Source organism: Labrys sedimenti (assembly GCF_034424805.1).
Classification (GTDB): Bacteria; Pseudomonadota; Alphaproteobacteria; order Rhizobiales; family Labraceae; genus Labrys; species Labrys sedimenti.
In genome coordinates this window covers 133,041-157,394 of sequence record NZ_JAXOUF010000009.1, presented here as the reverse complement: position 1 = coordinate 157,394, position 24,354 = coordinate 133,041, and the positions used below count along the sequence as shown (strand labels likewise).

Sequence of the window (24,354 nt, the reverse complement as noted above, 5' to 3'; positions counted from 1 at the left end):
GGGATTTTCCTTTCTTGAGTTAAGATCTTGGGCATCGGACGGGGATGAGGCGCTTGATAGCGCCGGAGGGCGGTGGCCCCGGTGAAATCCCACGCACCGCCGCTAGAGCGACGCTGTCTAACACGGCATCGCCGGACGATGGACTTGAGCGAACGCCGCCAATACCGCCTGAAGCGGAGACATTGAACGCAACCATGACCCGAGAGCCAGCCCGGCAGGCGACCCCCCCCATGGCCCTGACGCGACCATTCACTGCCGCTTGGAGCTTTGCATCATATGTCTTTATCGCAGCACCGTTGGTGCGTGCACTCTCGGCGACACCGATATCCGATATGGCTCCCTCTCCGCCTTTGTGAGAGCGCCGGATCTGCGTAGTCGTATCGAGCTTGGCCAATCGCTTGACCTCTGGCTTATCCTTGACAGGCACCTCGGCTGCCTTCTTCTTGAGAGGCTGCTCCTTGGGCTTTTCCACCTTCTTCTTCGGCCTTTCCGGAGCGGGTTTCTCGATCACCGGCTCTTTCGGCTCCGTCACCGTCTCGCTCGGCACGGTTTCGGGAACGGCCGGGACGGTCTCGCTTGGCTGGGTTGACGTCGTGGTAACGATATCCGGCGTCAGGGCTGCCATTTTATCCGGCTCGACAGGCTTCGGCGGAGCCTCTTCGGTCGCCTGAACAGGCGGGGGTTCCACGCTTTGCTCGTGAGACGTCGCGGGCTCAGCGGCCACCGCATCAGGCGGTATCTCCATGACCGTATCCTCAGTCAGCGTCTCGCTCTCAGCTACTGGCGAGACGACCTCTTGCGACAGTGGCGAGCTTATCTCGTTTACGGCATCATTCGAAGGCGCCGGCATCAGCGATGCCTCGATCGGGCGATCGAGGCGCGTCTCAACCCCGTCATGCGGCACCATCACCCAGGCGCCGGCGAACGCCGTCAGATGCAGGAGCGCCGCTCCTGCGATCATGCCGACCCGCCAGTCCCTGAAGATGTCGGCTGATGTCATGGCTGGGCAGCCGCCTTGTCGGCCTTGCCGATGAAAGCGAGCTGGCTGACGCCGTTGCGGCTGAGATCGGCCATCAAGTCCAGCACCTTCTCATAGGGCACGCTGGCATCGGCGCGGATATGGGCCATCACCTTGGGATCGGCTGCGAGACGGGCACGGATATCGGTGTCGAAAGCCTCACCGCTGCGGGCTTCCTGCCCGATATAGAGGGAACCGTCCGCCTTGATCGAAACCACCAGCGGCTCCTTGGTCGGCGACATCGCCGCCACGCCACTCGCCTTCGGCAGGTCAACCTTGACGCCAGCTGCCAGCATGGGCGCCGTCACCATGAAGACGATGAGCAGCACCAGCATCACGTCGACGAAGGGCGTCACATTGATGTCCGAAACGGCCTTGGGCGCCCAAGACGCATGACCGGATGCGTCGCCGCCTTCGGGGTCCTGGAGCGAGAAGCTCATTCCGCCGCCTCCCTGAAGCCTGCGACCTTGACCGACGTTCCGCGACGGGCCGCCATGGTTTCCGCTTCGCGACGCAGGATCTGCTCGAACGACCGGCCGAGGCCGGCCATGCCCTGGGACAGCCGATTATAGGCGATCAGGGCGGGAATGGCCGCAACCAGGCCGAGCGCCGTGGTGAACAGGGCTTCTGCGATGCCGGGGGCTACGGTGGCCAGCGAGGTGTCGTTGGCGCCGGCGATGGCGGAGAAGGAGTTCATCACGCCCCATACCGTGCCGAACAGGCCGATGAAGGGCGTCACGGCGGCGATGGTGGCGAGGATCGACAAGCCGGCATCGCTGGCACCCACCAGCCCGCCGGCCGCCTCGCGCATCGCCCGTTCGATGCGCGCCCGATATTCGCCGCCGGTCTCGCCGGGCACGGCAAGCCCGGCCGATTGCTCGCCCTGCGCATGCAAGGCCTGGCCCACGACCGGTGCCGCGCCGAGACCCTTGCCGGTTGCGGCTTTCAGCAGCCGGCGAAGCTTCGCCTGCCGCCTCACCGTCTCGAAACCCAGCCCCCAGGACAAGACCGAAGAGATCACGAGGATCAGCATGACGCCCTTCACCACCGGATCGGCGTTGAGCAGCATATTCACGAAGGAAAAATGCGTGGCGGTTTCGGTCATGACACTCTCGCTCTCACTCTTTGTTTCGACACCCGTTTGAACCAAGCCTCACTTGAAGAATTTGGCCTCACTTGAAGAATTTGGGACCTGCCTTCGAACTGACGCTGACTGCCTCGAGGCAGGAAGGAGCCCCTGCCTTGCCATGGGCGAACTGGCAGGTCGGCACGTCGTTGAGCAGGATGCTGCCGATGCCCTCGCAGGCGAGCCCGGCGACATCGAAGGCCTTCACGATGGTCTTGCTGGCCGGGATCGGGGCGAGATCGACGGCTAGGCGCTTGGCGACCACGCCATCCGCGCCGAACATCACCAGATCGGCGCGCAAGCTCTGCGCCGCTTCCGCGCTTGCGTTCACCAGCACCATGGTCAGCCGGCAATTACCGTTCTGGGTCTCGAGCTTGTTGAGGTCGATCGACACATCGGCGGCCAGGGCCGGCAGGGGCGCCAGAACAGGCACCAATACGGCGAGAACGGCGGTGAAGCGGGACAATTTCATCATGCGGCTTGATCCTGTGGAACGGCGTGCATGATGCTGGGGCCGCCATCCTGGATGGCGGTACCCACGCGCACCTTGAAGACACGCTCGATGAGGGAAGGTGTGAGAGTTTCGGCCATGGCACCCTGCGCCGCAATGCGGCCGCGATCGAGCACCAGCGCATCGTCGCCATAGATCGAGGCCAGCGTCAGGTCGTGCAGGGTGACCACCACGGTCGCGCCCTGCCTGGCCAGCTGCCGGGCCTGGCCGAGCAGGCGGTGCTGGTGTTCGGGATCGAGGCTGGACACCGGCTCGTCCAGGATGACGAGATGCGGTTCGCCCGCCATGCTGCGGTCGAAAATCTGTGCCGTAGCTTTGGCGAAGGCCACGCGCTGGCGCTCGCCGCCCGAGAGCATGGTGACCGGACGGCGGGCCAGGGATGCGAGATCGGCGCTGGCAAGCGCTGCCGCAATTGCCGCCCTGTCCTGTGCGGCGCGCGGCGTACCGGCATGGCAGAGCCGGCCCAGGGCCACGATGTCCTCGACGCTATAGGCAAAGGGACAATCGAAATGCTGCGCCATATAGGCACGCTGGGCCGCCATCGCCGCCGGGCGCAGGCCGGTGAGCGGAGCCCCGCCGAAGTCGATCCCGCCGCCGGCCGGTTTGATCGCTCCGCCGATCGCGGCGAGCAAGGTCGTCTTGCCGGCGCCGTTCGGCCCCATCACGATGAGAACGCGGCCGGCTCCGGCCGCGAACGAGATGTCGTGCAGCACCGGGCGGCTGTTGCGTTCGACCGTGAGATTGCGGACTTGCAGATTGCCGAATTGGAGGCTCATGCGCGCTGGGCCTTCTTCAGAATGGCGATGAAGACCGGCCCGCCGATCAGGCTGGTGACGAGGCCGATCGGCAGCTCGGCCGGCGTGATCGCGACCCGGGCCACCGTATCGGCCGCCACCACCAGCGCCCCTCCCAGCAGGGCCGAGGCCGGCAGCACGAAACGGTAGCGCTGCCCGCCCAGCAGGCGCACGCAATGGGGTGCGATCAGGCCGACGAAGCCGACCAGGCCGGTGAAGGCGACGGCCGCGCCGATCGCCAGGGCTGTCGCGGCGATAACCGTGCGCTTGAGATGGACGGTGTCGACGCCGGAGAGGAAGGCTTCGCTTTCGCCGAGCGTGAAGGCGTCGAGCCCGCGAGCCTGCTGGGCCATCAACAGGGCGGCAACCATGAGCGCCAGGCCCGTCGCCACAACGGCGACCCAGTTGGCGCCCGAGAGCGAGCCCATCATCCAGAACTGGATCGAGCGGAGCTGGGTGTCGTCGGCGATGGTGATGAACAGGCCGATCACGGCCATGGCCAATGCGTTGATGCCGATGCCGGCCAGCAGGAGATTGGCGATGCTGACATGGCCGTCACGGTCGCGCGCGATGCGATAGGTGATCACTGTGGTCAGGCCGCAGGCCGCCGCAGCAGCGGCCGGCAGCGCATAGCTGCCGAGACCGCCTGTACCGCCGACATGTTCCAGTAGAACGATGCCGGCGACCACCGCGAGGATGCCGCCGGAAGCCGCCCCCGTCAGCCCGGGATCGGCCAGGGGATTGCGGAAAAGGGCCTGCATGCCGGCGCCGGACATGGCCAGCCCCGCCCCGACCAGCGCACCCAGCAGCACGCGCGGCAGGCGGATATTGACCAGGATACCGGAATAGAGATCCCAGCTGCCCATCGCCGTCGAGAACCAGGTCGAGACGGGAATGCGCACGCCACCGAAGCTGAGGCCCATGGCCAGGACAGCCGCCAGCAGCAGCGCCAGGCCGGCCTGCACCAAAGCCTCCCGCCGATGCGGCGAGAGGCCTTGGGCAAGGCTTCGCGGTGTGACTTGCACCAGACTCATCGCCCTACCCCGAGAACCGATCCGGATGCAGGCGCCGCGCCAGCGACTGGATCTGCGTGGCCGCCGATGGCCCGAAACTGAACAGCGTGGAAAGATCGGTCTCGACCAGCCGGTCGGGCCGGCCCGCAAAGGCCGAGGTCAATCCCAGCTGATCGAGAAAGGCCGCCGCGCCACCGGTATTGGAAACGACCGCGCTGTCGGCCAGGATGAAATCCGGCGGCGTGGCAGCGAGCACCTCGCGCGACACCGGCTTGAACAAGGGGAAGTCGCCGAAGGCATTGGCGCCGCCGGCCAGGGCATAGGTGGCATCGACCAGCCCCATCTTGCCGCCTGCCATCGGCGTGCCGCCATCAATGGAACGGATGAAGCCGATACTGGGATGACTGGTGATGCCGTCGAGGCGCTTGGAGACGTCGACCATGGTGGCGCTCACCGTCGCGGCCAGCGCCTCGGCGTCCTTCTCGCGCCCGAGCAAGGCGCCGACATGCTTGATCTTGGCGGCCATGCCCTCCCCGCTCAGGGGGAAGGCGACGATCTCGATACGCAGTCCCGTGCTGCGCAACTGCTCGACCGCGGTCGGCGGTCCAAGGTCGCGATTGGCGATCAGGATGTCCGGCTTGAGGGACAGGATGCCCTCCACCGAGATCTGCCTGAGATAACCGATGGACGGCAGCTTGGTCACCTCGGGCGGCGCCTTGGAGGTGGAATCGACGCCCTGGATGACCGTGACGCCGGCCAGCCTGGCCACGATCTCCGTGACATCCGCCCCGGCGCAGACGACGCGCTGGATGCCTTCGGCGCGCGCCATGGACGGCAGGGCCAGCAAGGCGAACGCACCGGCCAGGATATCACGGCGACTGAGTTCGGGAGTTCCCATCACCGCCTCCTCACTTGCCTGCGAGCTTGACGGTGAGCGCGAACTTCGCCGCTAGGCCGGTGGAGTAGTCGGAGTTGAGGAACGCCTTGTAGCGGCGGTCGAAGATGTTATCGACAGCCAGGCTGGCGCTGACATTGTCGCTGTATTTGTAGCTGGCAAAGACGTCGACCAGGCCATAGCCGCCGCTCGGCTCATCCACCTTGCGGGAGGTCGCGCCGACCAGGGTGACGCGCGAACCAATGGTCAGGCGGTCATCCCAGAAGCGCAGGCCCACGGTGCCGCTGACCTTGTTGGGCGCTACCGAGTTCAGCGGCTGGTCGGTTACACGGTTCTTGCCGTTGGTATGCGATCCTGCGACCGACACGAAGCCGCCGCCCCAGTCATAGGCCGCCTCGAGCTCGACACCCATCAGGCGGGCCTTGGCGATATTCTGATATTGCTGGGTGGGGAAGCAGATCTGCGGATTCGGATTGGGAACGTTGCAGACAAAGGGAGGAATGCCCGGAAAGCCCGGCACATAGGGAGCTCCGGCAACGATATCGATGTAGTCGTCGACATTGTTGACGAAGCCGTTCAACTTGGCTCGGAACGTATCGCCATCCTGGAAGACATTGTCATATTTCGTGTTCACGCCGATCTCGAAGGTGTGGCCGACTTCCGGCCGCAGGTTCGGATTGGGCTTGATGGGGAAGGACGGGATGGGATGGATACCATCCATGAGCGTTTCGCTGATTGACGGCGAGCGATAGCCTTCCGCATAGGTACCGTAGAGTTCGATGCCCTTGATCGGCGTCACGCCGATGGTGATCTTGGGCGACAGATGGCTGCCGTCGGACTCGTATTTGCCGCCTTCCAGTTGGTAGTGATCGTAGCGCAGCCCCCCGACCACACGGAGCCAGTCGCCGTAGCGGACCTCGTCCTGGACATAAGCGCCGAGCAGACGTCTCGTGCCTGACGGGGTGAAGGCTGTAACGAAGCCACCGGCGCCGTCCCGCGTCTCGACCCTATCGAAGGCGGCGTCGACACCGTAGGTCAGCGCATGGTCGAAGGCTCCCGTCGAGAAGCGCGACGTATTGTAGATGTCGAAGCCGAACGTCCCGACCTTGTCGGAAAGCTTGTCGCCCGGCTGAACGCCCAGGCTGGCATAGGTACCGGGAACGATGATCGTCTTCTCGTTCTCGGTTTCCGAATAATAGACCTTGGCGTTAAAATTGATCAGCGGATTGTCGGGGCTCTCGAATTTGTAGCCGGCGGTGAAGGTCGAGGTGACCACGTCGTTGCGCCAGCGTGAATTGCCGCGGCTGGTATTGTTGTTGTCGAAGTCAAACTTCTGGCTCATGGCGCTCAGGCTGACGGTCTGGCCGTCGCCAGGATGATAGTTGAACTTGAGCAGGCCGCCGAAATTGTTCTTGCCGGTATAGGTGACGCGATCATTGTTGCCGTCGCGATAATCGCCGGCACCGCGATAGATGAACTGGCCATAGATGTCGGCGACGGTGCCGAAGCGCATGCCCGCAGAGGTCGAGGTGAAGGCGCCGAGGCCGTTCGAGGAAACGCCGACCTTCTGCTCCACGCCCCAGTTCTGGTCCGGCGTCAGGATGGAATCGATGCCGCGGGTGGTGAAGGAGGCCACGCCACCGATGGCGCCCGAGCCGTAGAGGTTGGAGATCGGCCCGCGCACGATGTCGATGTTGTTGATGAACTCAGGTTCGAGATAGAAGCTGCCCTGCGCATTGTGGCCGGTGATCTGATAGTCCTGCCGCGCGCCGTCGACCAGCACATTGACGCGGCCGAAATCCTGCATGCCGCGAATATTGATCGACTGCATCGGGTCGTTCGAACTCACCTGCGTGGCGACGCCCGGCACTGTCTTCAACAGATCCGAAACCGAAGCAGGCTGGGCCCGGTCGATCTCCGCCTGGGTGATCTGGCTGACACCGCCCAACGTGTCGATCAACTTCTCCGACGTCTTGGTCGCCGTTACCGTTACGGTGTCGAGCACCACCGGCTCGTCGGCTGCGGCAGCCTGGTCGGCCGGCGCCTGCTGGGCGCGCGCCAGCGTCACGCTTCCCGCCAGCAAGGCTAGAGCAGCTACTGTCGCAAGGCTGCGACTGCGCATGTAATTCGACCTGACCATCTCGGCTCCGCAACGTATAATTATTCAAAACTGCGCTGCAGATAATTTATCTTGTAGAAGCAGACGCCGTTTCATACAATTTTTAGCGATTTGCGGCAGCAAACAGGACGTGTCAAGGAATTAATGCCTGATTTTATTAGCATAATTTGCGCAGTTTTTCTTTATTCTAAGCTGCATAACTCCTTGTGAGGTCCAGTTTTGAATTTTTCTATTTTGCGCCGATCAGAACCGAAGGAAAGAAGGGAAATGAGCGAGTTAAAACAACGGTGGCAGTCTCTCCGGGAAAGTCAGTCCGGATTGCGCATTCGCGATGCCGCGGCGCAATTAGGGGTTTCGGAAGCCGCCCTGCTGGAGACCCGGATCGACGAAGGTGTGAAACGCCTGGCTGTCCGGATCGACGCGCTCTGCGCTGCCTTGCCGCACCTAGGTACCGTCATGTCACTCATCCGCAATGAGTCGGCCGTGCATGAAAAGGATGTGGCCTTCCCTGTCGGCGTCGACTCCGATGGTGAGATTCGTTTCTCCGGCACCGGGTTCGACCTTACCTTGATACCTTCAACGATCGCGCACGCCTTTTATGTGGAGGATGCCAACCCCAAGGGACCGTTGCGCAGCATCCAGTTGTTCGATGCGGCGGGCAACGCGCTCTGGAAGATCTACGCCCGTGACAAGGCCGATCATGCCGCGTTCGAACGGCTCCTGGCGGATCTTACCTGGCCGGAGGACGCGCAGCCCATCTCCTTCTCCCGGCCGACCACGGCAGCAGCCAATGCTGCTCCGGCCGGCAAGCCCGTCGACCTCCAGGCCATGTTGGAGGCCGCAGCCGCCGAGGCCATTCCGGTCAGGCTGGAAGTCGCCAATCACGGCGTCAGGCAGAGCCATTGCGGGCCGCTGGTACGGATCGTCAGGATGGGCCCCTGGCTCAACGTGCTCGACCCCGGCTTCGACTGGCATCTCAACGAGAAACCCTTGTCTGGCGGCAGCGTCGAGCCCGGCGACAGGCCGAGCCTGGTGCTGCACCTCGCCTCAGGCGGCGAGGCCGCGCGGCTGCGCGCCGACGATGGTGCCACTGCCGTTCAGCAGGCAGTCTGGCGCGGCATCCTGGAAAAGGTGGCGACCTCATGAACCAGGCCGTGACCGCACGCCTCACCGGTGCAATCCCCACCCTCGCTTCGCTCAGTTTCGAGGAGACCACGCAATTCTACCAGAAGCTCGGCTTCGAGGTGCTGCACAGCGATATTTCCTTCCTGCTCCTGCATCGCGACGGCGTGCGCCTCAGCTTCTGGCTGACGGGCAACCGCCGGGTGCCGCAGGCCACCAGCTGCTGGCTGGAAGTCACCGGCATCGCAGCGCTCTACGAGCATTTCAACGCGCTCAATATCGTGCACCGCAAGGGTCATCTCGAGGCCAAGCCCTGGGGAACCCGCGAATTCTCGATTACGGATTGCCACGGCAACCTGATCCGCTTCGCCGAGCAATTGCAGGAACATTGAGCCTTCGACAGACGGTATCCCCGGTTCCGGACAATCGCATTGCGACCGGAACCGGGGCAGATCGTTCACAATGTCACCACCACCTTGCCGAGTTGCTGGTTGCTCTCCAGGAAGCGGTGAGCCTCGACGATCTGCTCGAAGGCGAAGGTCCTGGCGATCACGGGACGAAGCGCACCTTTTTGCACCCCATCGAGGATGAAGGCCTTGGCAGCCTCGAGGCGCGCGGGATCGCCCGTGATCTCGTGGACGAGATAGCCGCGCAGCGTCAGGCTCTTGCTCAATACCGTGAACAGCGGAAAAGGCGTCGGCTCGCTGCTCAGGCCGCCATATTCGATCAGCATGCCGCTACTCGCCATGACGGCCGTGAGCGGTACGAAGAGCGGACCACCGATCGCATCGAACACCACCCTCACCCCTTGTGGCCCGGCGATCGCCCTCAGGCGTGCTTCGAGATCTTCCTCATCGGCCGCAATGACATCGCCGGCGCCGTGATCCAGCAGCGCCTGTCGCTTGGCGGAGGTCCGCGTGATCGCGATCGGCCGGGCGCCAAGATGATTGGCGATCTGGATCGCCGCCAGCCCCACGCTGCTCGAGGCGGCCGTGATCGCCACGAACTCACCCGGTCGAACCTTGGCAATGTCGATCAAGGCCCCATAGGCGGTGAGATATGGCATCCAGAGCGCTGCGGCATCGGCCCAGCCGAGCAGCGGCGGATGCTTGACGACGAGGCCGGCGGGAAAGGTCGCCAGCTCGCCATAGGCCGGCCAGCGCACCATCGATTGCGGCGGAACGATACTGACGGCATCGCCAAGCGAGAAGCCACCGACGCCGGGCCCTAGGCTTTCGACCACGCCCGCAGCCTCCAGGCCAAGTCCCGAGGGCAGGCTCGGCGTCTCGATATAGCTGCCCTGGCGCAGCAAGGCTTCCGCCCGGTTCAGTCCCAGCGCCTTGACCTGGATGCGGATTTCGCCCCGGCCCGGCAGCGGAAGTTCTGCTTCCTCGATGCGCAGGACCTCCGGGCCGCCATGGCGATGGAAGCGAACGACACGAGACATCACTGTAACTCCTAATCAATTGAACTGAATGAGCTATGCACTAGCGATTTTTCGCGATAAATGACGGTTTCGGTAGAGAAGAAGAAACCATTGGTTTTGAATAATGGACCGCCTCGAAAGCATGGCCGCCTTTGTCAGGGCCGTCGATCTCGGCTCCTTCGCCGCGGCGGCCGCGGCCCTCGACCTGTCGGGGCCGATGGTGGGCAAGCATGTCCGCTTCCTGGAAGAGCGTCTCGGTGTCCGCCTGCTCAACCGAACCACCCGCCGCCAGAGCCTGACGGAGTTCGGCCGGGCCTATTATGAACGTTGCCGCGTCGTGCTCGCGGAAGCCGAGGCCGCGGACGCCCTCGCGGCGAACCAACTGTCCGAACCACGGGGCAAATTGCGGGTGGCCATGCCCGCCCTGTTCGGCCGGCACTGCATCATGCCGGTCCTGCTGGAACTCGCACGGCGGCATCCCGCCCTCGAATTCGATCTGTCGCTCGGCGATCCCATCGTCGATCTTGCCGAGAACGGTTGCGATCTGGCGATCCGCACCGGCGTGCTCGACGACAGGGCCGGCATCATCGCGCGGCGTATCGCGCGCCAGCGCATGATCCTGTGCGCCGCCCCTTCCTACCTCGCCGATCATGGCACGCCCCTAGGGGTCGAGGATCTCGCCGGTCATGCTTGCGTCATCTATCGCCGCTCAAGCCGGATTCGCCCCTGGCTTTTCCCGACAGCGCAAGGACAGCCACGCGAGTTCATGCCGAACGGCCGATTGCGGCTGGACGATCTCGCCGCCATCGCCGACACGGCGACAACCGGCATGGGCCTGGCCTGGCTCCCCTCCTGGCTGGTCCGCGAGCGCATCACGGCCGGCGCTCTGGTCAAGCTCCTGCCGGATCAGCCAGACTATCTCTACGATGCCTATGCGCTATGGCTTGAAACGCCCCATCTGCCGCTGAAGGTACGCGTGACGGTCGATGCCCTTGCTGCGGCCCTGCCGGCGGTGATGGCCTGACGGCCGCCTCAGAACCAGTTCCAGAGGCCGTCCGCCATCAGGCCGGCAAACAGGATGGCACCGGCATCGCGGTTGGAGCGAAACAGGTTCAGGCACAGCGCACCGTCGCGATGATCGAAGCGCACGACCTGCTGGGCGAGATGAAACGCAAAACCGATGAGGCCGAGATAGGAGAGCAGGCCAGCTCCGTTGGCTGCCAAGGCCAGCCCGATCAGCACTACGGCGCCAGCGTAGAAGGCACCGACCGCGCTACGCGCCCTGTCGCCGAACAGCAGCGCCGTCGAGCGTACGCCGACGATCGCATCGTCCTCCTTGTCCTGGCAGGCATAGATGGTGTCATAGGCGATCACCCACAGCACCGATCCGGCGAACAACAGCAGTGCCTGCAGGGCCAGCCCTGCCGCAGCGCCCGCCCAGCCCATCAGCGCCCCCCAGGAAAAAGCAAGGCCGAGAACGGCTTGCGGCCAGGAAGTGATGCGCTTCATGAAGGGATAGATCGCTACGACCGCCAGCGATGAAATACCCAGCAGCACGGCGAAAAGATTGAATTGCAGCAGGATGACGAGGCCAGCCAGGGCCTGGGCCCCCAGCCAGACCGCGGCGGCAAGGGCGGTGACCTGCCCCGACGGGATTGGCCGCGAGCGCGTGCGCTCGACCTTGTCGTCGATGTCGCGATCCACGAGGTCGTTGAGCGTGCAACCGGCAGCGCGCATGATGAAGGCGCCGATCAGGAACAGTGCAAGATGCCAGAGCGTCTGGCCAACGGTGCCGTAATGGAGGGCTGCAAGTGCAGCCGACCACCAGCATGGCCACATCAGGAGCCAGCCGCCGATCGGACGATCGGCGCGTGACAGGCGCAGAAAAGGCCGCCAGCCAGCCGGCGCGTGGCGGTCGACCCAATTGCCGGTGGGGGCGTCGGCCACCTTGTTCGCCAGCCCGGTCGGACCGGCCTCGGCGGGAAGCGGCCCCATGCCGGCGCTCTCCCCTTACTGCAGGCGCAGATTGACAGGCGGCTTGGGCGCGGCGGGTCCACCCCCACCACGACCGGGCTGCGGTGCGGCCTGCTGGCGCGGCGGATGGGAGCAGATCTTCGCCTTGGTTTTCTGAGTCTGGGTCAGGTCGGCCGTGATCTGCTTGATGTTCTCGTCCGTGATCGAGCAGAATTCCTTGTTGGACTGCATGTAGTCCAGCATCTTCTTGTCATTCTCGATATAGGACGACAGGCTGCCGCAGAACTCGTTGAATGTCTTCTTGGCCTGCTCGAAGGTCTTGGGTCGACCGCGCTTGTTGATCGACTGCAAATTGGTCGCGATCTTCGTGCGCCGATCGATCATCGGCTGCAGGTCCTTGTTGCAGAACTGATTGCCGATCGGAGCCGACTCCTGCGCTGCGACCGGCGCTGCAGCCAGCAGGGTGCCGGCGACGAGGGAAATCGAAACGAGACGCAACATGAGGACATCCGCAAGATTGGTGGTGACACTCTCGATACAGAGGAACTATTGATCTCGCAAGTTCGGGGCAGCTTGATGGCGTGTCGCCCCCCTGTTTTTTGGTGTGTTTTGTAATTCGAACATGGCGGCAGTAACCGCAAAGACGCTTCGAAACGAAGAATTGCAGCAAACGAGCGTTCATGCCCGGACGCGCTTTGCTCTAGAGAAAAAAGACCCGGTACATGGCCGCCTATGATTTTCTTTCCGTCCGGCTTTTCGTCGATGCGCCGCTCGGCGAAGGACAGCCCGTCGCGCTCGACAAGACGCAGCAGAACTATCTGGGCAATGTCCTGCGCCTGAAATCGGGCGCCCGCATCCTGGTCTTCAATGGCACGGACGGCGAATTCGCTGCCGCGGTTGCGCATGAAGGCAAGCGCATCGGCCTGGAGGTCGAGGAACAGACCCGGCCCCAGACCCCGATGCCGACGCTGCGCTGGCTGTTCGCGCCGCTCAAGCACGCAAGGCTCGACTACATGGTGCAGAAGGCGGTGGAGATGGGCGTCGGCACCATCGAACCGGTGATCACCCGTCGCACCCAGGTCTCCCGGGTCAATCTCGAGCGCATGCGGGCGAACGCCATCGAGGCGGCCGAGCAATGCGGCGTGATTGCCGTGCCCGAAATCAAGCCGGAACAGAATCTGATGCGCCTTGCCGAGAACTGGGATCCCGAGGTGCATCTGATTTTCTGCGACGAGAGCGCCGCGATCGCCAGCCCGCTCGAGGCGCTCGCCAGCGTTCCCAAGGGCCCGCTCGCGGTGCTGATCGGCCCGGAAGGCGGCTTCGACGACGTCGAGCGCAGTGCCATCGGCCGGATATCGTCCCACACCCGCCTTTCGCTCGGCCCCCGCATCCTGCGCGCCGACACGGCGGCGGTGGCGGCCCTCGCCCTGGTGCAGGCTGCTCGCGGAGACTGGCGCTGAGACATGGCACCGACCGCGGCAGGAAGGGGCGAGACTTGCCTTCTCCTTTTCCCCTCACACTTTTGACGCGATCTTGTGTCGGCGCCTGATTGTTTTCCCGGATGGCACTGTCTATGGTCCGGGCCGTTTTGTAAGGTTCTGCCCGCATGGCCCGCGACGTAATCGATTCAACCCCCATTGGCTCGCGCGACGAACTCGTCGCCTGGATCGAAAAGGGCGTTAAACCACCGTCCCAGTTCCGCATCGGCACGGAGCACGAGAAGTTTCCCTTCCGGGCCGGCACGCATCAGCCGGTCCCCTATGAGGGGTCCAACGGCATCCGCGCGCTGCTCGAGGGCATGCAGGCCATGCTCGGCTGGGAACCGATCATGGAAGGCGAGCATATCATCGGCATGCTCGACATCACCGGAGGCGGCGCCATCTCGCTGGAACCCGGCGGCCAATTCGAGCTCTCCGGCGCGCCCCTGAACTCGATCCACCAGACCTGTTCGGAAATCCACGCCCATCTCGCCCAGGTGCGCGAGATCGGCGGCCCGCTCGGCATCCGCTTCCTGGGCCTGGGCATGTCGCCGGTATGGACGCGGGACGAGACACCGCGCATGCCCAAGCGCCGCTACGAGATCATGACGAACTACATGCCCAAGGTCGGCGTGATGGGCCTCGACATGATGTACCGGACCTCGACGGTGCAGGTGAACCTCGACTTCTCCTCCGAAGCCGACATGATCAAGAAGCTGCGCGTCTCGCTCGCCTTGCAGCCGATCGCCACCGCCATCTTCGCCAATTCGCCCTTCCTGCATGGCAAGCCCAATGGCTTCCTGTCGCTGCGCTCGGAAGTCTGGCGCCATACCGACCTCGACCGCACCGGCATGCTGCCCTTCGCGTTCGAGGATGGCATGGGCTTCGAACGCTATGTCGACTATGCCCTCGACGTGCCGCTCTATTTCGTCAAGCGCGGCGAGGTCTATCACGACGTGGCCGGTTCCTCCTTCCGCGACCTCCTGGCCGGCACCCTGCCGCAATTGCCGGGCGAGCGCGCCACCATGTCGGACTGGGCCAACCATCTCGGCACACTGTTCCCGGAAGTGCGGCTGAAGCGCTATCTGGAAATGCGTGGCGCCGATGCCGGGCCGACAGGCAAGCTCGCCGCGCTCTCGGCCTTCTGGGTCGGGCTGCTCTACAACAACAACACGCTCGATGCAGCCTGGGACCTGGTCAAGGACTGGAGCGAGGCCGAACGCCAGGCCCTGCGCGACAGCGTCAGCCGGCAGGCCCTGAAAACGCCGTTCCGCAATGAAAGCGTGCGCGACATCGCCCTGCGCACCCTCGCCATTGCGCGCCAGGGCCTCAAGGCCCGTAACATCGAGGATTGGGAAGGCCGGAACGAAGAGCACTTCCTCGATGGCCTGGACGACGTTGTCGAAAGCGGCGTCACCGCCGCCGACGAGATGTTGGCCCGCTATCACGGCGAATGGGGCGGCAAGATCGACCCGATCTTCGACGAGAAGGCTTACTGAACCAGCCGGGCAAGGCCCGTTCGGGCAAAACACCGCCCTTTGCAAGGACCACGCTTGATAGCGCTACGAAATGATAGCAGGTCAGGTAGTTTGACCTGCAGGCAAACGGGAGTGTCGTCATTCCCGGCCGAGCGCAGCGAGAGGAAGGGAATCCAGGGCCGAAAGCCGAGCCGTGCCGCCCCTGGATTCCCTTCCCCTCGCCTTCGGCGGTGCCGGGAATGACAGGTCAGACTTATTTGCGATCTGATACGACAGGTGCTGGTCCGGACCAGCACCTGTCATCAGTCGGCTATTGCAGCCCTGCCTTCGGTACTGGCCGACCTTCCGGCGGCTTCGGCCCACCGGCATAGAATTTCGATGCCGAATTGGCCTGCAGGAAATCGTAGACCACCATCCCGATCGGCCGTTTGGGGCGGTCTTGCGCAGGCTGCTGCCATGGCACGACCTGACGCAACGCCGCGAGGGCTGCGGACGGTGCCTTGCCGAAATTGCGGGACGGGTTCTGGATCTTGCGGATCTCCATCCAGTAGCTTGCGGTCAGCAGGTCATGCGCGAGCAGTTCGAAGGAGAGGTCGACGGCCTTGCGGGCGCGTTCGGTCTTGATCCTGGTCTGCGCCTGGAGGTCCTCGACGGTCGAGACGATGGCCTGGCCGGCCGGCGCGACGGGCGTGCCCATCTCGGCCAGTTCCTGCCACAGGTCGGTCGGCAGGTAGCCGCCGAATGTCGGTGCGTTCTTCCGCATTTCGGCGCTGAGGACATCGGCCGGCTTGACCACGGTGAAGAACGGGTTCTTGAACCGTTCGATCCGCTGGGCGATCACCACTCCCATATTCGTCAGGGCGAGGGTGAACGCCTCGACCTGATTGGCGAGCGGATAGGGATCCCAGTTCGCGTTGGAGAAGATGTAGCCCGATTTGCCACCGCTGAGCTTCCCGCCCTTCACGTAGTACTTCATGAATTGCGGCGTGCTCAGTTCCCAGGAGCTTTCCGGGGTGAGGCCCGGTATGGTGGCGGGATTGTGATCCGATGAATTGATGGAAAGACTGACGGAATCCCTGAGGTCCGCCCAGGCCTGCCAGGCTGAGCCCTGCCGCTGGCTCGAGGCCCGCATGCTCTCCGGATCCTGGATGATGCGTGCGGCATCCTCATCGAAGAGATAGCTGCCCCTGATCATGTCCATGATGCGGGCGGCGTTCCAGGTAAGCCAGCCATAAGGGCGCATCGACTGGACCGGAGCGGAAACCGGCGTGACGCTGGAATTCATGCCAAGCAGGTCCATCGCATAGACGAGATCGGTCCATTCCAGCAGCCTGCGGGAGTCCTCGAGCAGCAGAACCGCCTGTGCCTGCGCATAGGCATTGGTGCTGATCAATGCCGCTTCGTCCGCGGCAAAAGGTTCGAGCGGCTTGATGCCGGCCTGGGCGAGAGCCTGTGAGGCAGGCATCCGGACACCGCGGTAATAGGCGTCCCCCTCCCCGACCATGGCGGCTCCGATATTGCCCAGGGTGTTCAGATCGCCTTCGCCGAGCGTGCCGCGCGACTGCACGACGGGCGTGACGTGCTTGTTCAGCATGTCGACGAGGATCTGGGTCAGGGGCGGACTGGCAGCCTCGTAGGACATCGTGTTGGCGCGAATGGCCATGATGGCGCGCACCAGCGCTTCCTCCCGGATCTCCGGCCCATAGCCATCCCTGACGCCATCCTTGAAGCGCGCGAGCTGCTGGTCCTTCAAAAGCTTGGTGTTCTCCGGGGTCGTCGGATCACCGGAGAAGATTACCGTCTCCCGCTGGTCGCCGGCGCCGCGATTGAACCAATAGATGGTGACGTTCTCGGCGGCGCCCTGCAGCAGAAGACCATAGGCATCGGCCGAGCGCTGTCGCGCTTCGGGGCTGAGCTCGACCTTGGCGCCGTTGCGGGCGATCTCGACAACCTGCTGGTAGGTGAGATCGCGCCCCGTCAGCGTAACCGTCTTGTCGACCTCGGTTTCGTCGATCGGCCGGTATTTATCGGTGTCTTCAAATGCTCTCGCTGGCGGCGCCAAAGAAAACAGGAAAGTAAGGGCCGCGACAGTCAGAAATATGCGGATTGGATAGGTATCACGCCTCGACATACACATTTCTCCTATCAGTTAACGGAAACTCCTATTCGAAACTTCACCTATTAGAAAAAAATATTCATATAAGTAAAAAATTCTTACTGCTCTTTGTCAACCGAGCGAGGCGAAGAATTCATGCGGCACAGGCTCCATTGCCGGCATGGAGTTCCGTTCGAGGCCTGATACTCCCGGGCGGGTTGAGGCTTCTGCCACCCGCAACCATCAACCGGCGCGATGATTTCCATTCGCGAGCTTGATTGGACCGGCCCGGCAAATCCCCCGATAATCGAGCACATGACCAGCACGACTTTGAAGGCAGGACCGAGCGAGGCAGCGCCTCTCGGAGCTACCGATCTCGGCCTCTATGCCGGGGTCGTTTTCGTTTGGGGCACGTCCTGGATCGCGCTGCACATGCAGCTCGGCGTGGTCGCGCCGGAAGTGTCGCTGCTGTGGCGCTTCCTGCTCGCCACAGTAATGATGCTGGGCTGGGTCGTGCTGTCGGGCGCTCCGCTGTCCTTTGCCTGGAAGGACCATCTCAGCTTCGCCGGGCTCGGCCTGCTGCTCTTCTCCACCAATTTCCTGTGCTTCTACTATGGCGGTCTGTCGACGCCATCCGGCCTGCTCGCCGTGGTCTTTTCACTGGCTTCGGTGTTCAACATCGTGCTGAGTGCCCTGATTTTCGGCCAAAAGCCCAGCCTGCGCTCGGTCGCAGCCGCCCTGATGGGTTTTGCCGGAGTCGGCCTGATGTTCGCACCGCAGCTCGCCGGCGACCATCTTTCCGGCGCGACCCTCACCGGCCTCATCCTGTGCGTGGTCGGCACCCTCAGCTTCTGCTTCGGCAACATGCTGACCCTCAGCCTGAAGAAGCGCGCCATTTCCCTCACCTCCGCCACCGCCTGGGGCATGGTCTACGGCTCGCTTTTCCTGTTCGTCTTCAGCCTCGCGCGCGGGCAGGCCTTCATCATCGAGCCCAATCTGCATTATCTCGGCGCCCTGCTCTGGTCGGCCCTGCTCTCTTCGGTCCTGGCCTTTGCCGCCTACCTCACCTTGCTGTCGCGCATCGGCGCCAGCCGGGCCGGCTATTCCACCGTGCTGTTCCCGGTGGTCGCCCTTGCCATTTCGACGATCTTCGAAGGCTATGTCTGGAGCGCGCCGGCCATGACAGGCCTTGCGGTCGTGCTCGCCGGCAACCTCCTGATGCTGACCGGGCGGCGCTGACCAGGCGCCCTCATCTGAACGGGAATTGGAGTGTCAGCCTCCGGCTGACATCTGGAAACCAATGCACCCGTCGACAAATATGTCAGCCGGAGGCTGACACTCCAAATCCCGCAGATACCCTGAGCCCCTCGCTCTGGCTTATGACTGATTCTGGTCATAAGCTTGCCCCTCGCCAAGAAGCAGGGCCGGCACGAAGGAGCTACGGTGAAGGACAGCGCCAAGTCGGGACAGGAAGCAGGCTCGGCAGCCGGGGCCGGTGCGATCCTCTGGCTGATCGCCTCTGGAAAAGCGCGCTCGCGGTCCGCCCTGATCGAAGCCTCGGGCCTGTCGCGCTCCACCGTGACCGAGCGCCTCGCAGCTCTGTTCGCCGCCGGGCTGATCGAGGAGGCGCCGGATGCGATGCCGAGCGGCGGCCGGCCCGCGCGCCTCATCCGGCTGAACACCGCCTTCGGCGTGACGCTTTGCGCCGATATCGGCGAAAGCCATGTGCGCCTGGCCATCACCGATCTCGAACCACGCATCCTGGCGGAAGCGGTGGGAAGCGTCGACATTCGTCGCGGCCCGGTACCCGTCCTGGGCTGGATCGTCGAGCAGTTCCGCACGCTGCTCGACGGCATCGGGCGCAGCAGCGACGAGGTTCTCGGGATCGGGATCGGCCTGCCGGCTCCGGTCGACCACGAAGGCGGCCGCGTGGTGGGCCCTTCCGTCATGACCGGTTGGGACGATTTCGATATCCGGGGCTGGATGCGCCGGCATTTCGATGCGCCGGTCGCGGTAGAGAATGACGTCAATCTGATGACATTGGCGGAATATCGGCGTTTCTGGCCCGATGTCGGCCAGTTCCTCTACATCAAGGCGGGAACCGGCATCGGCAGCGGCATCATCACTGATGGCCGGCTCTATCGCGGTGCTCAGGGCGCGGCCGGAGACATCGGCCATATTCAGCTCACTCACGCTCCCGCCCCGCTCTGCCGATGCGGCAAGCTCGGCTGTGTCGAGGCACGCGCCGCCGGCTGGGCCATCGCCCGCGATCTCAGGGCACACGGCATCGAGGCCGCGGCCGCCCGCGACATCATCGCGCTGACCCAGGCAGGCGAACCGGAAGCCGTGCGGCTGGTGCGCGAAGCCGGGCGCGTGCTCGGCGAGGTGACCTCGGACGTGGTCAGCGTGCTCAATCCCAGCGTGATCGTGATCGGCGGTACGCTTGCTTTGGCTGGTGAGGATCTGATGTCAGGCATCCGCGAGCTGGTCTATCAGCGCTCACTGCCACTGGCCACGCGCAACCTCACCATCGCGCCGGCCCAGTCCGATCTGGCGACCGGACTGCTGCTCGGGGCCGCCCTGCTCGTCATCGAAATGCAGACGCGGCCCGAAACCATCGAGCATACCATTCTTCGGCATCAGCGCCCGCGCGCTGCCTGAGAACGCACGACGGCTTTCGCGAAATTCGATGGGCTAAAGCGTTTTCCGGAAAAGGTGATAGACTTTTCGATTAAGAAAATGCGTCAAAACAATGAGTTAGAGAAAGTGCGATTCGGGGAAATCGCACTTTCTCTGATACCAACGGCGCTCATGTTTGACCTGTCATTCCCGGGCGGGCGAGGGGATGGAGATGAAAGATGTGCTGATCCTGGTCAGCCAACGCTCATTGCCGCCAGCATGACCTGCCCTAGCGTCAATGTAAATTTCACAAAACAAAAGATTAACCCCGAGGGCTTTTGCCTCCGAGGTATAATATTCCATGATGACCTCAATATCTAAGAATTCATTGCACCAAATACCGTGACAATACCGTGATTCAGCGGTGATCTGCCGGGAATTCAAAGTCGACAAACCTGCACATCCTACCCATCATTGCTGCCACAAGGGGGATGCAATGACTGGAATTGTCGATCGTTTGCTGATCCTGCTGGCGTGGGTAACGAGCCGCTTTTGCGTCTGGTACCGCTGGCCCTTCCCTGTGAGCGTGGCCATCATGCTCGGCAGCCGGGGCATATTGAGGCAGAACAACCTCTTCGATACCGAGACCGCGCCGGCACGCCCCGACCCGGCCGATGGCTTCGACATTCTTGAGTTCCGCACCGCCGACGGCAGTTACAACGATCTGGCTCAACCCTGGATGGGGCGGGCCAAGACGCGCTTTGGCCGCAACGTGGCCCTGGACAAGACCTATGGCGAGGTGGAACCGACCCTTTACGAGCCCAATCCGCGGCTGGTCAGTTCCAGGCTGCTGGCGCGACAAGCCTTCGTTCCCGTGCCGCATCTGAACGTGCTGGCGGCGGCCTGGATCCAGTTCATGGTGCATGACTGGCTGAGCCACGGCACCAATCTGAAGGACAACCCCCATCGCTTCGGCGTGCCGGAAGGAGACGACTGGCCGACCAGGACGATGGAGGTACTGCGGACCCCGGCGGACGTGACGCAGGCGGATCAGCCCGGGCGACCAGCCGCCTACACCAATACCGAGAGCCATTGGTGGGACGCCTCGCAAATCTATGGCTCCAACCTGGCGCTGCAGACCCGCATCCGCAGCGATCCCGCGACCGGCACGATCCGGGCCGACGGCAAGATCCACCTCGACGAACGCGGCCATCTGCCGGTCGATACCGAGGCCAAGAAGCCGGGATCGGAACTGTCCGGCGTCAACGGCAATTGGTGGGTCGGCCTCTCCGTGCTGCATACGCTGTTCGCCCGCGAGCACAATGCCATCGTCGACCGTCTGCGCATCGATCATCCCGACAAGTCCGGCGAATGGCTGTTCCAGAAGGCCCGCCTGGTCAATGCCGCCTTGCTTGCCAAGATCCACACGGTCGAGTGGACCCCGGCCCTGATGAACACCTCGTCCGGCCGTTTTGCCATGCGCGGCAACTATTTCGGGCTGCTGGGCGAGGCCTTCAAGAACAGCCAAGGCCGGATCGGCGACGGCGAGATCCTGTCGGGCATTCCGGGATCTCCCAAGAACCATCACGGGGCGCCCTATGCCATGACGGAGGAATTCGCCGCCTGCTATCGCCTGCATTCGCTGATGCCGGACAGCTTTTCCTTCCGCCGCCACGAGGACGACGGTGCCCTGTTCGAACGCAGCCTCACCGACGTCTTCGCGGGCAAGACCCGCGCCGTCTACCAGGAAGCCGGCTTTCTCGACGTCGTCTATTCACTCGGTACGTCCCATCCCGGCGCCCTGGTGCTGCACAATTTTCCCAACACGCTGAGAAGGCTCGACAAGAGGGCGGAGGAGAACATCTTCGTCGACCTCGCCGCCATCGACATTCTGCGCGACCGAGAGCGCGGCGTGCCGCGCTATTGCGAGTTCCGGCGCCTGATCGGCGCGCCGGTACCGCGCAATTTCGAGGAACTGACCAATGACACGACCTGGCGCACGGAGCTTGCCGAAGTCTACCGCACGGTCGAACAGGTCGACCTCCTGGTCGGCACCCTGGTCGAGAGTAATGCCCATAATGGTTCGCCGCCCGGCTTCGGCTTTTCGGACACGGCCTTCCGCATCTTCATCCTGATGGCCTCGCGCCGCCTCAAGAGCGACCGCTTCTTCACCGAGGATTTTCGTCCCGAGATCTATACGCCGGCCGGCTTCCGCTGGGTCCAGGAGAACTCGCTCCTCACCGTGCTGCAGCGCCATGCCCCGGAACTCGCGCCGGCCTTCACCGCGACGCGCAACGTCTTCTTCCCCTGGACCAAGGCGAGCAGGTGAGATGACCCGCCGCATCCATATCCCCTTGCTGATCGATCTCCTCGAAGTCGAGGACGCCGCCACCATCTCTGCAATCGACCGGGATCCCCGTCTCGACCGCGCCTATGACAAGGCCGGCCCCTTGTTCAACCGGATGCTGGCCGGGCGGCTGGCACGGATATTCGCCATCGACGGCATCCCGTTTCCGACCATGCGGGGGCGCCATGACGAAGAACGCCGGGCGGCCCAGGCCGACCTCGCCGCCCGGCTGCACGATGCGGCTCTGCCCGAGCTGTCCGGCAAGCACCCGCTGGTCGCCTATGTCAGGGGCACCGGCCCGCGCGAACAGGTGGGGCCAGCGCTGCAGGCCGTGATCGCCCGCCAATTCGACCCGGCCTTCACGCCGCAGGAAGCGGAAGCCCAACGCCTGTGGGACGCGGCCGTTCGCTTCGATGCTGCCGCCCGCACCGCCAACCCGCTGCTCTGGCTGCAGCAGGCGCTGTTCGGCACGCTGCATGCCGACAGGAACATCCTGGCCGGCGCGGTCGGCCGCGATCCGGTCGCCATCCATGCCGTCGGCATCGCCGTGCACAATCTGGTGGCGAGCCTCGACCGGCTGCGCGCCCATCATGACGACCCGGGCCGCCGCTTCGCCCTCGACGGCACGGCGGCGGCGATCGCCTCCCTCGCTGCACCCGACTCGGTGCTGCGCCAGGCCAAGGGCGTGGCCGACATCCCCGGCGGCTCGCTGGAACCCGGCGCCCTGGTGAGGTTCAAGCTCGCTTATGCCGCCGGGCGCACGCTCGATCCCGCCACCGCCTTCCAGTCCGCCTCCTGGAGCGCCTGCCCGGCCTCCGGCTTCGTGTTCCGGCTGCTCGCCGGGATCTGGAGGGCGGCCCGCACCGAGGACGACGAGCCATGAGACCACCTCAGTCAACCGGCGAGGATCCGATCTTCACGCCCCTTCATTTCCGCAATCTCACGGTAAAGAACCGCATCTTCCGTTCCAGCATTTCGGGACGCTGGGACAATGAGGACGGCTCGCCCACCCAGACGCGCCTCAACTGGGAGAGCAAGTTCGCCCGGGGAGGCATCGGCGCCATCATCACCTCCTTCGTGCCAGTGGCGATCGAGGGCCGGATCGCGGCCAATTATGCCACCAACCATCGCGATGCCTTCATTCCGCTCTGGGCTCGGATTGCCGAGGCCGTCCACGTCCATGATTGCCGCTTCATCATGCAGCTCAGCCATTCGGGCCGGCAGATGGACGTGCCTGGCGTCACCAACCAGCATCGTCCGGTGGCCAGTCCCACCAATGCGCGCGAGACTTTGCATGGCTTTCCGACCCAAGCGACGACGCCGGGCGAGATCGGCATCCTGGTCGAGAAATTCGGGCGCGCGGCCTGGCGGGCCCGCGAGGCAGGCTGCGACGGAGTCGAGCTGCACGCGGCCAACGGCTATCTCTTCACCCAGTTCCTTTCCTCCGGCATCAACGACCGTACCGACCATTATGGCGGCTCCCTGCCCAACCGGGCGCGCTTCCTCCTGGAGGTGATCCGCTCGATCCGCAGCCATGTCGGCCGGGATTTCCATCTGCAGGTCAAGCTCAGCGCGGTCGATCGCAACAACGTCATTCCCTGGGAAAAGAAGGGCAACACCATCGACGAGACCATCGAGGTGGCACGCTACTGCCAGGCGGCGGGGGTCGATGCCATCCATGTCTCCACCGGCTCTCTCTTTCCCCATCCCCTCAACCCGCCCGGCGACCTTTCGCTCGAAACGCTGGCGGTCGTCTACGACGCCATGATCGCCTCCGGCCTGTATGGCCTGCGCAATTTCCTCCTCTTCCGCTATCCGGCCCTGCGCCCGATCTTCCGCTGGCTGTGGTTCCGCATGAAGAAGGGTCATGGCATCGAGGGCATCAGCCTGGAGGAAGCCCGCCAGTTCAAGCAGGCCCTCACCGTCCCGGTGCTGGTCACTGGCGGTTTCCAGACAGCCTCCGTGGTCCGTCAGGCCCTCGCCTCGGGCCAGTGCGACGGGGTGGCGATTGCCCGCTCCCTCATCGCCAACAACGACCTGCCCCAGCAATGGCAGGCCGGGCATGATCGGCCCGCCAATCCCTGCACCTATTGCAACAAATGCCTGGTCAACGCGGCCAAGAACCCGCTGGGCTGCTACGAGGAGCAGCGTTTTCCCGACCGCGACGCCATGCTGGCCGCCCTCTATTCGATCTACGCGACCAAGCCCGATCTGGTCATTCCCGGTGCCGATCCGTCCGGTTCGAGTCCTGCTCCCTCGTCGACCAGCACCACCGCAACCGCACGAAAACGCAAAAACTCTCCCCCCGTTTCCTGAGCCAATCGGAGGCTGGCGCTCGA

At 63.9% G+C, this 24,354-nt stretch carries 23 protein-coding genes; 10 read left to right on the top strand and 13 right to left on the bottom strand.

Translation table 11 applies throughout. The features are described from left to right. Positions 1-19 precede the first annotated feature (19 nt). From U1R88_RS23390 to U1R88_RS23355, 8 genes are all read right to left on the bottom strand, one after another. A complete protein-coding gene (locus U1R88_RS23390) occupies positions 20-1,000 on the bottom strand; it encodes an energy transducer TonB family protein (protein ID WP_322433415.1) in 981 nt (326 codons plus the stop codon). Next, complete coding sequence (locus U1R88_RS23385) at positions 997-1,458, bottom strand: ExbD/TolR family protein (RefSeq protein ID WP_068291699.1); 462 nt, start codon at positions 1,456-1,458, stop codon at positions 997-999. Before U1R88_RS23385 ends, U1R88_RS23390 begins: the two co-directional genes overlap by 4 nt. Next, complete coding sequence (locus U1R88_RS23380; protein WP_322433414.1) at positions 1,455-2,123, bottom strand: MotA/TolQ/ExbB proton channel family protein; 669 nt, start codon at positions 2,121-2,123, stop codon at positions 1,455-1,457. Before U1R88_RS23380 ends, U1R88_RS23385 begins: the two co-directional genes overlap by 4 nt. 67 nt (positions 2,124-2,190) lie before the next feature. Further along, positions 2,191-2,619 carry a hypothetical protein gene (locus U1R88_RS23375; RefSeq protein WP_322433413.1) on the bottom strand — a complete coding sequence of 143 codons (429 nt, stop codon included), beginning with the start codon at positions 2,617-2,619 and terminating at the stop codon, positions 2,191-2,193. Beyond that, on the bottom strand, positions 2,616-3,431 hold the full coding sequence (locus U1R88_RS23370; protein WP_322433412.1) for an ATP-binding cassette domain-containing protein: 816 nt from the start codon (positions 3,429-3,431) through the stop codon (positions 2,616-2,618). The genes U1R88_RS23375 and U1R88_RS23370 overlap by 4 nt, the downstream gene beginning before the upstream one ends. Continuing rightward, entirely contained in the window at positions 3,428-4,483 is a 1,056-nt protein-coding gene (locus U1R88_RS23365; RefSeq protein WP_322433411.1) for a FecCD family ABC transporter permease, read from the bottom strand. The genes U1R88_RS23370 and U1R88_RS23365 overlap by 4 nt, the downstream gene beginning before the upstream one ends. 4 nt (positions 4,484-4,487) lie before the next feature. Further along, the gene (locus tag U1R88_RS23360) at positions 4,488-5,360 is read right to left on the bottom strand and encodes a heme/hemin ABC transporter substrate-binding protein (protein WP_322433410.1); all 873 of its coding nucleotides are present in this window, start codon (positions 5,358-5,360) and stop codon (positions 4,488-4,490) included. 10 nt (positions 5,361-5,370) lie between these two features. Further along, a complete protein-coding gene (locus U1R88_RS23355) occupies positions 5,371-7,497 on the bottom strand; it encodes a TonB-dependent hemoglobin/transferrin/lactoferrin family receptor (protein WP_322433409.1) in 2,127 nt (708 codons plus the stop codon). A 246-nt stretch (positions 7,498-7,743) separates the two neighbouring features. Between U1R88_RS23355 and U1R88_RS23350 the strand changes: the two genes are divergently transcribed. Then, positions 7,744-8,622, top strand: coding sequence for a ChuX/HutX family heme-like substrate-binding protein (locus tag U1R88_RS23350; protein WP_322433408.1), 879 nt, complete (start codon positions 7,744-7,746; stop codon positions 8,620-8,622). Continuing rightward, entirely contained in the window at positions 8,619-8,990 is a 372-nt protein-coding gene (locus U1R88_RS23345; RefSeq protein ID WP_322433407.1) for a bleomycin resistance protein, read from the top strand. The genes U1R88_RS23350 and U1R88_RS23345 overlap by 4 nt, the downstream gene beginning before the upstream one ends. A gap of 65 nt (positions 8,991-9,055) precedes the next feature. On the opposite strand, the gene U1R88_RS23340 is transcribed toward U1R88_RS23345, so the two are convergent. Next, positions 9,056-10,045 (bottom strand): zinc-dependent alcohol dehydrogenase family protein, encoded by a 990-nt coding sequence (locus U1R88_RS23340; protein ID WP_322433406.1) that lies wholly within the window; start codon positions 10,043-10,045, stop codon positions 9,056-9,058. A gap of 103 nt (positions 10,046-10,148) precedes the next feature. Here U1R88_RS23340 and U1R88_RS23335 point away from each other — a divergent pair, with 103 nt between their 5' ends. After that, the gene (locus U1R88_RS23335; RefSeq protein WP_322433405.1) at positions 10,149-11,048 is read left to right on the top strand and encodes a LysR family transcriptional regulator; all 900 of its coding nucleotides are present in this window, start codon (positions 10,149-10,151) and stop codon (positions 11,046-11,048) included. Between the two features lie 8 nt (positions 11,049-11,056). Here the strand turns inward: U1R88_RS23335 and ubiA are convergent, their stop codons facing one another. Both ubiA and U1R88_RS23325 read right to left on the bottom strand, forming a co-directional pair. Further along, positions 11,057-12,019 (bottom strand): 4-hydroxybenzoate octaprenyltransferase, encoded by a 963-nt coding sequence (ubiA, locus tag U1R88_RS23330; protein WP_322433404.1) that lies wholly within the window; start codon positions 12,017-12,019, stop codon positions 11,057-11,059. A 15-nt stretch (positions 12,020-12,034) separates the two neighbouring features. Then, positions 12,035-12,499 carry a hypothetical protein gene (locus U1R88_RS23325; RefSeq protein ID WP_068291668.1) on the bottom strand — a complete coding sequence of 155 codons (465 nt, stop codon included), beginning with the start codon at positions 12,497-12,499 and terminating at the stop codon, positions 12,035-12,037. A gap of 221 nt (positions 12,500-12,720) precedes the next feature. On the opposite strand from U1R88_RS23325, the gene U1R88_RS23320 reads away from it, so the two are divergent. Together U1R88_RS23320 and U1R88_RS23315 are read left to right on the top strand one after the other, a co-directional pair. Then, on the top strand, positions 12,721-13,458 hold the full coding sequence (locus U1R88_RS23320) for a 16S rRNA (uracil(1498)-N(3))-methyltransferase (RefSeq protein WP_322433403.1): 738 nt from the start codon (positions 12,721-12,723) through the stop codon (positions 13,456-13,458). Positions 13,459-13,604: 146 nt separating this feature from the next. Further along, the gene (locus U1R88_RS23315) at positions 13,605-14,975 is read left to right on the top strand and encodes a glutamate--cysteine ligase (protein WP_322433402.1); all 1,371 of its coding nucleotides are present in this window, start codon (positions 13,605-13,607) and stop codon (positions 14,973-14,975) included. A gap of 289 nt (positions 14,976-15,264) precedes the next feature. On the opposite strand, the gene U1R88_RS23310 is transcribed toward U1R88_RS23315, so the two are convergent. After that, positions 15,265-17,085 carry an aromatic amino acid ammonia-lyase gene (locus U1R88_RS23310; RefSeq protein WP_322433401.1) on the bottom strand — a complete coding sequence of 607 codons (1,821 nt, stop codon included), beginning with the start codon at positions 17,083-17,085 and terminating at the stop codon, positions 15,265-15,267. A gap of 279 nt (positions 17,086-17,364) precedes the next feature. Between U1R88_RS23310 and U1R88_RS23305 the strand changes: the two genes are divergently transcribed. Beyond that, a complete protein-coding gene (locus tag U1R88_RS23305) occupies positions 17,365-18,288 on the top strand; it encodes a DMT family transporter (RefSeq protein WP_322433400.1) in 924 nt (307 codons plus the stop codon). Positions 18,289-18,450: 162 nt separating this feature from the next. Continuing rightward, a complete protein-coding gene (locus U1R88_RS23300) occupies positions 18,451-19,710 on the top strand; it encodes an ROK family transcriptional regulator (RefSeq protein ID WP_322433399.1) in 1,260 nt (419 codons plus the stop codon). A 162-nt stretch (positions 19,711-19,872) separates the two neighbouring features. Here U1R88_RS23300 and U1R88_RS23295 read toward each other — a convergent pair whose 3' ends face one another. Then, complete coding sequence (locus tag U1R88_RS23295; RefSeq protein WP_322433398.1) at positions 19,873-20,031, bottom strand: hypothetical protein; 159 nt, start codon at positions 20,029-20,031, stop codon at positions 19,873-19,875. Between the two features lie 133 nt (positions 20,032-20,164). On the opposite strand from U1R88_RS23295, the gene U1R88_RS23290 reads away from it, so the two are divergent. Genes U1R88_RS23290 through U1R88_RS23280 form a run of 3 tightly spaced genes read left to right on the top strand, consistent with a single transcriptional unit; the run spans position 20,165 to position 24,331 of the window. Beyond that, positions 20,165-21,997 carry a peroxidase family protein gene (locus U1R88_RS23290; RefSeq protein WP_322433397.1) on the top strand — a complete coding sequence of 611 codons (1,833 nt, stop codon included), beginning with the start codon at positions 20,165-20,167 and terminating at the stop codon, positions 21,995-21,997. Position 21,998: 1 nt separating this feature from the next. After that, positions 21,999-22,898, top strand: a complete 900-nt coding sequence (locus tag U1R88_RS23285) for a hypothetical protein (protein ID WP_322433396.1) — start codon at positions 21,999-22,001, stop codon at positions 22,896-22,898. After that, positions 22,895-24,331, top strand: coding sequence for an NADH:flavin oxidoreductase (locus U1R88_RS23280; RefSeq protein WP_322433395.1), 1,437 nt, complete (start codon positions 22,895-22,897; stop codon positions 24,329-24,331). The genes U1R88_RS23285 and U1R88_RS23280 overlap by 4 nt, the downstream gene beginning before the upstream one ends. Positions 24,332-24,354: the final 23 nt, after the last annotated feature.

Coding starts and splice junctions, on each gene's coding strand:
- U1R88_RS23390 (WP_322433415.1), bottom strand. CDS start 1,000: ATGACATCAGCCGACATCTTCAGGGACTGGCGGGTCGGCATGATCGCA.
- U1R88_RS23385 (WP_068291699.1), bottom strand. CDS start 1,458: ATGAGCTTCTCGCTCCAGGACCCCGAAGGCGGCGACGCATCCGGTCAT.
- U1R88_RS23380 (WP_322433414.1), bottom strand. CDS start 2,123: ATGACCGAAACCGCCACGCATTTTTCCTTCGTGAATATGCTGCTCAAC.
- U1R88_RS23375 (WP_322433413.1), bottom strand. CDS start 2,619: ATGATGAAATTGTCCCGCTTCACCGCCGTTCTCGCCGTATTGGTGCCT.
- U1R88_RS23370 (WP_322433412.1), bottom strand. CDS start 3,431: ATGAGCCTCCAATTCGGCAATCTGCAAGTCCGCAATCTCACGGTCGAA.
- U1R88_RS23365 (WP_322433411.1), bottom strand. CDS start 4,483: ATGAGTCTGGTGCAAGTCACACCGCGAAGCCTTGCCCAAGGCCTCTCG.
- U1R88_RS23360 (WP_322433410.1), bottom strand. CDS start 5,360: ATGGGAACTCCCGAACTCAGTCGCCGTGATATCCTGGCCGGTGCGTTC.
- U1R88_RS23355 (WP_322433409.1), bottom strand. CDS start 7,497: ATGGTCAGGTCGAATTACATGCGCAGTCGCAGCCTTGCGACAGTAGCT.
- U1R88_RS23350 (WP_322433408.1), top strand. CDS start 7,744: ATGAGCGAGTTAAAACAACGGTGGCAGTCTCTCCGGGAAAGTCAGTCC.
- U1R88_RS23345 (WP_322433407.1), top strand. CDS start 8,619: ATGAACCAGGCCGTGACCGCACGCCTCACCGGTGCAATCCCCACCCTC.
- U1R88_RS23340 (WP_322433406.1), bottom strand. CDS start 10,045: ATGTCTCGTGTCGTTCGCTTCCATCGCCATGGCGGCCCGGAGGTCCTG.
- U1R88_RS23335 (WP_322433405.1), top strand. CDS start 10,149: ATGGACCGCCTCGAAAGCATGGCCGCCTTTGTCAGGGCCGTCGATCTC.
- ubiA (WP_322433404.1), bottom strand. CDS start 12,019: ATGGGGCCGCTTCCCGCCGAGGCCGGTCCGACCGGGCTGGCGAACAAG.
- U1R88_RS23325 (WP_068291668.1), bottom strand. CDS start 12,499: ATGTTGCGTCTCGTTTCGATTTCCCTCGTCGCCGGCACCCTGCTGGCT.
- U1R88_RS23320 (WP_322433403.1), top strand. CDS start 12,721: ATGGCCGCCTATGATTTTCTTTCCGTCCGGCTTTTCGTCGATGCGCCG.
- U1R88_RS23315 (WP_322433402.1), top strand. CDS start 13,605: ATGGCCCGCGACGTAATCGATTCAACCCCCATTGGCTCGCGCGACGAA.
- U1R88_RS23310 (WP_322433401.1), bottom strand. CDS start 17,085: ATGTCGAGGCGTGATACCTATCCAATCCGCATATTTCTGACTGTCGCG.
- U1R88_RS23305 (WP_322433400.1), top strand. CDS start 17,365: ATGACCAGCACGACTTTGAAGGCAGGACCGAGCGAGGCAGCGCCTCTC.
- U1R88_RS23295 (WP_322433398.1), bottom strand. CDS start 20,031: ATGGAATATTATACCTCGGAGGCAAAAGCCCTCGGGGTTAATCTTTTG.
- U1R88_RS23290 (WP_322433397.1), top strand. CDS start 20,165: ATGACTGGAATTGTCGATCGTTTGCTGATCCTGCTGGCGTGGGTAACG.
- U1R88_RS23285 (WP_322433396.1), top strand. CDS start 21,999: ATGACCCGCCGCATCCATATCCCCTTGCTGATCGATCTCCTCGAAGTC.
- U1R88_RS23280 (WP_322433395.1), top strand. CDS start 22,895: ATGAGACCACCTCAGTCAACCGGCGAGGATCCGATCTTCACGCCCCTT.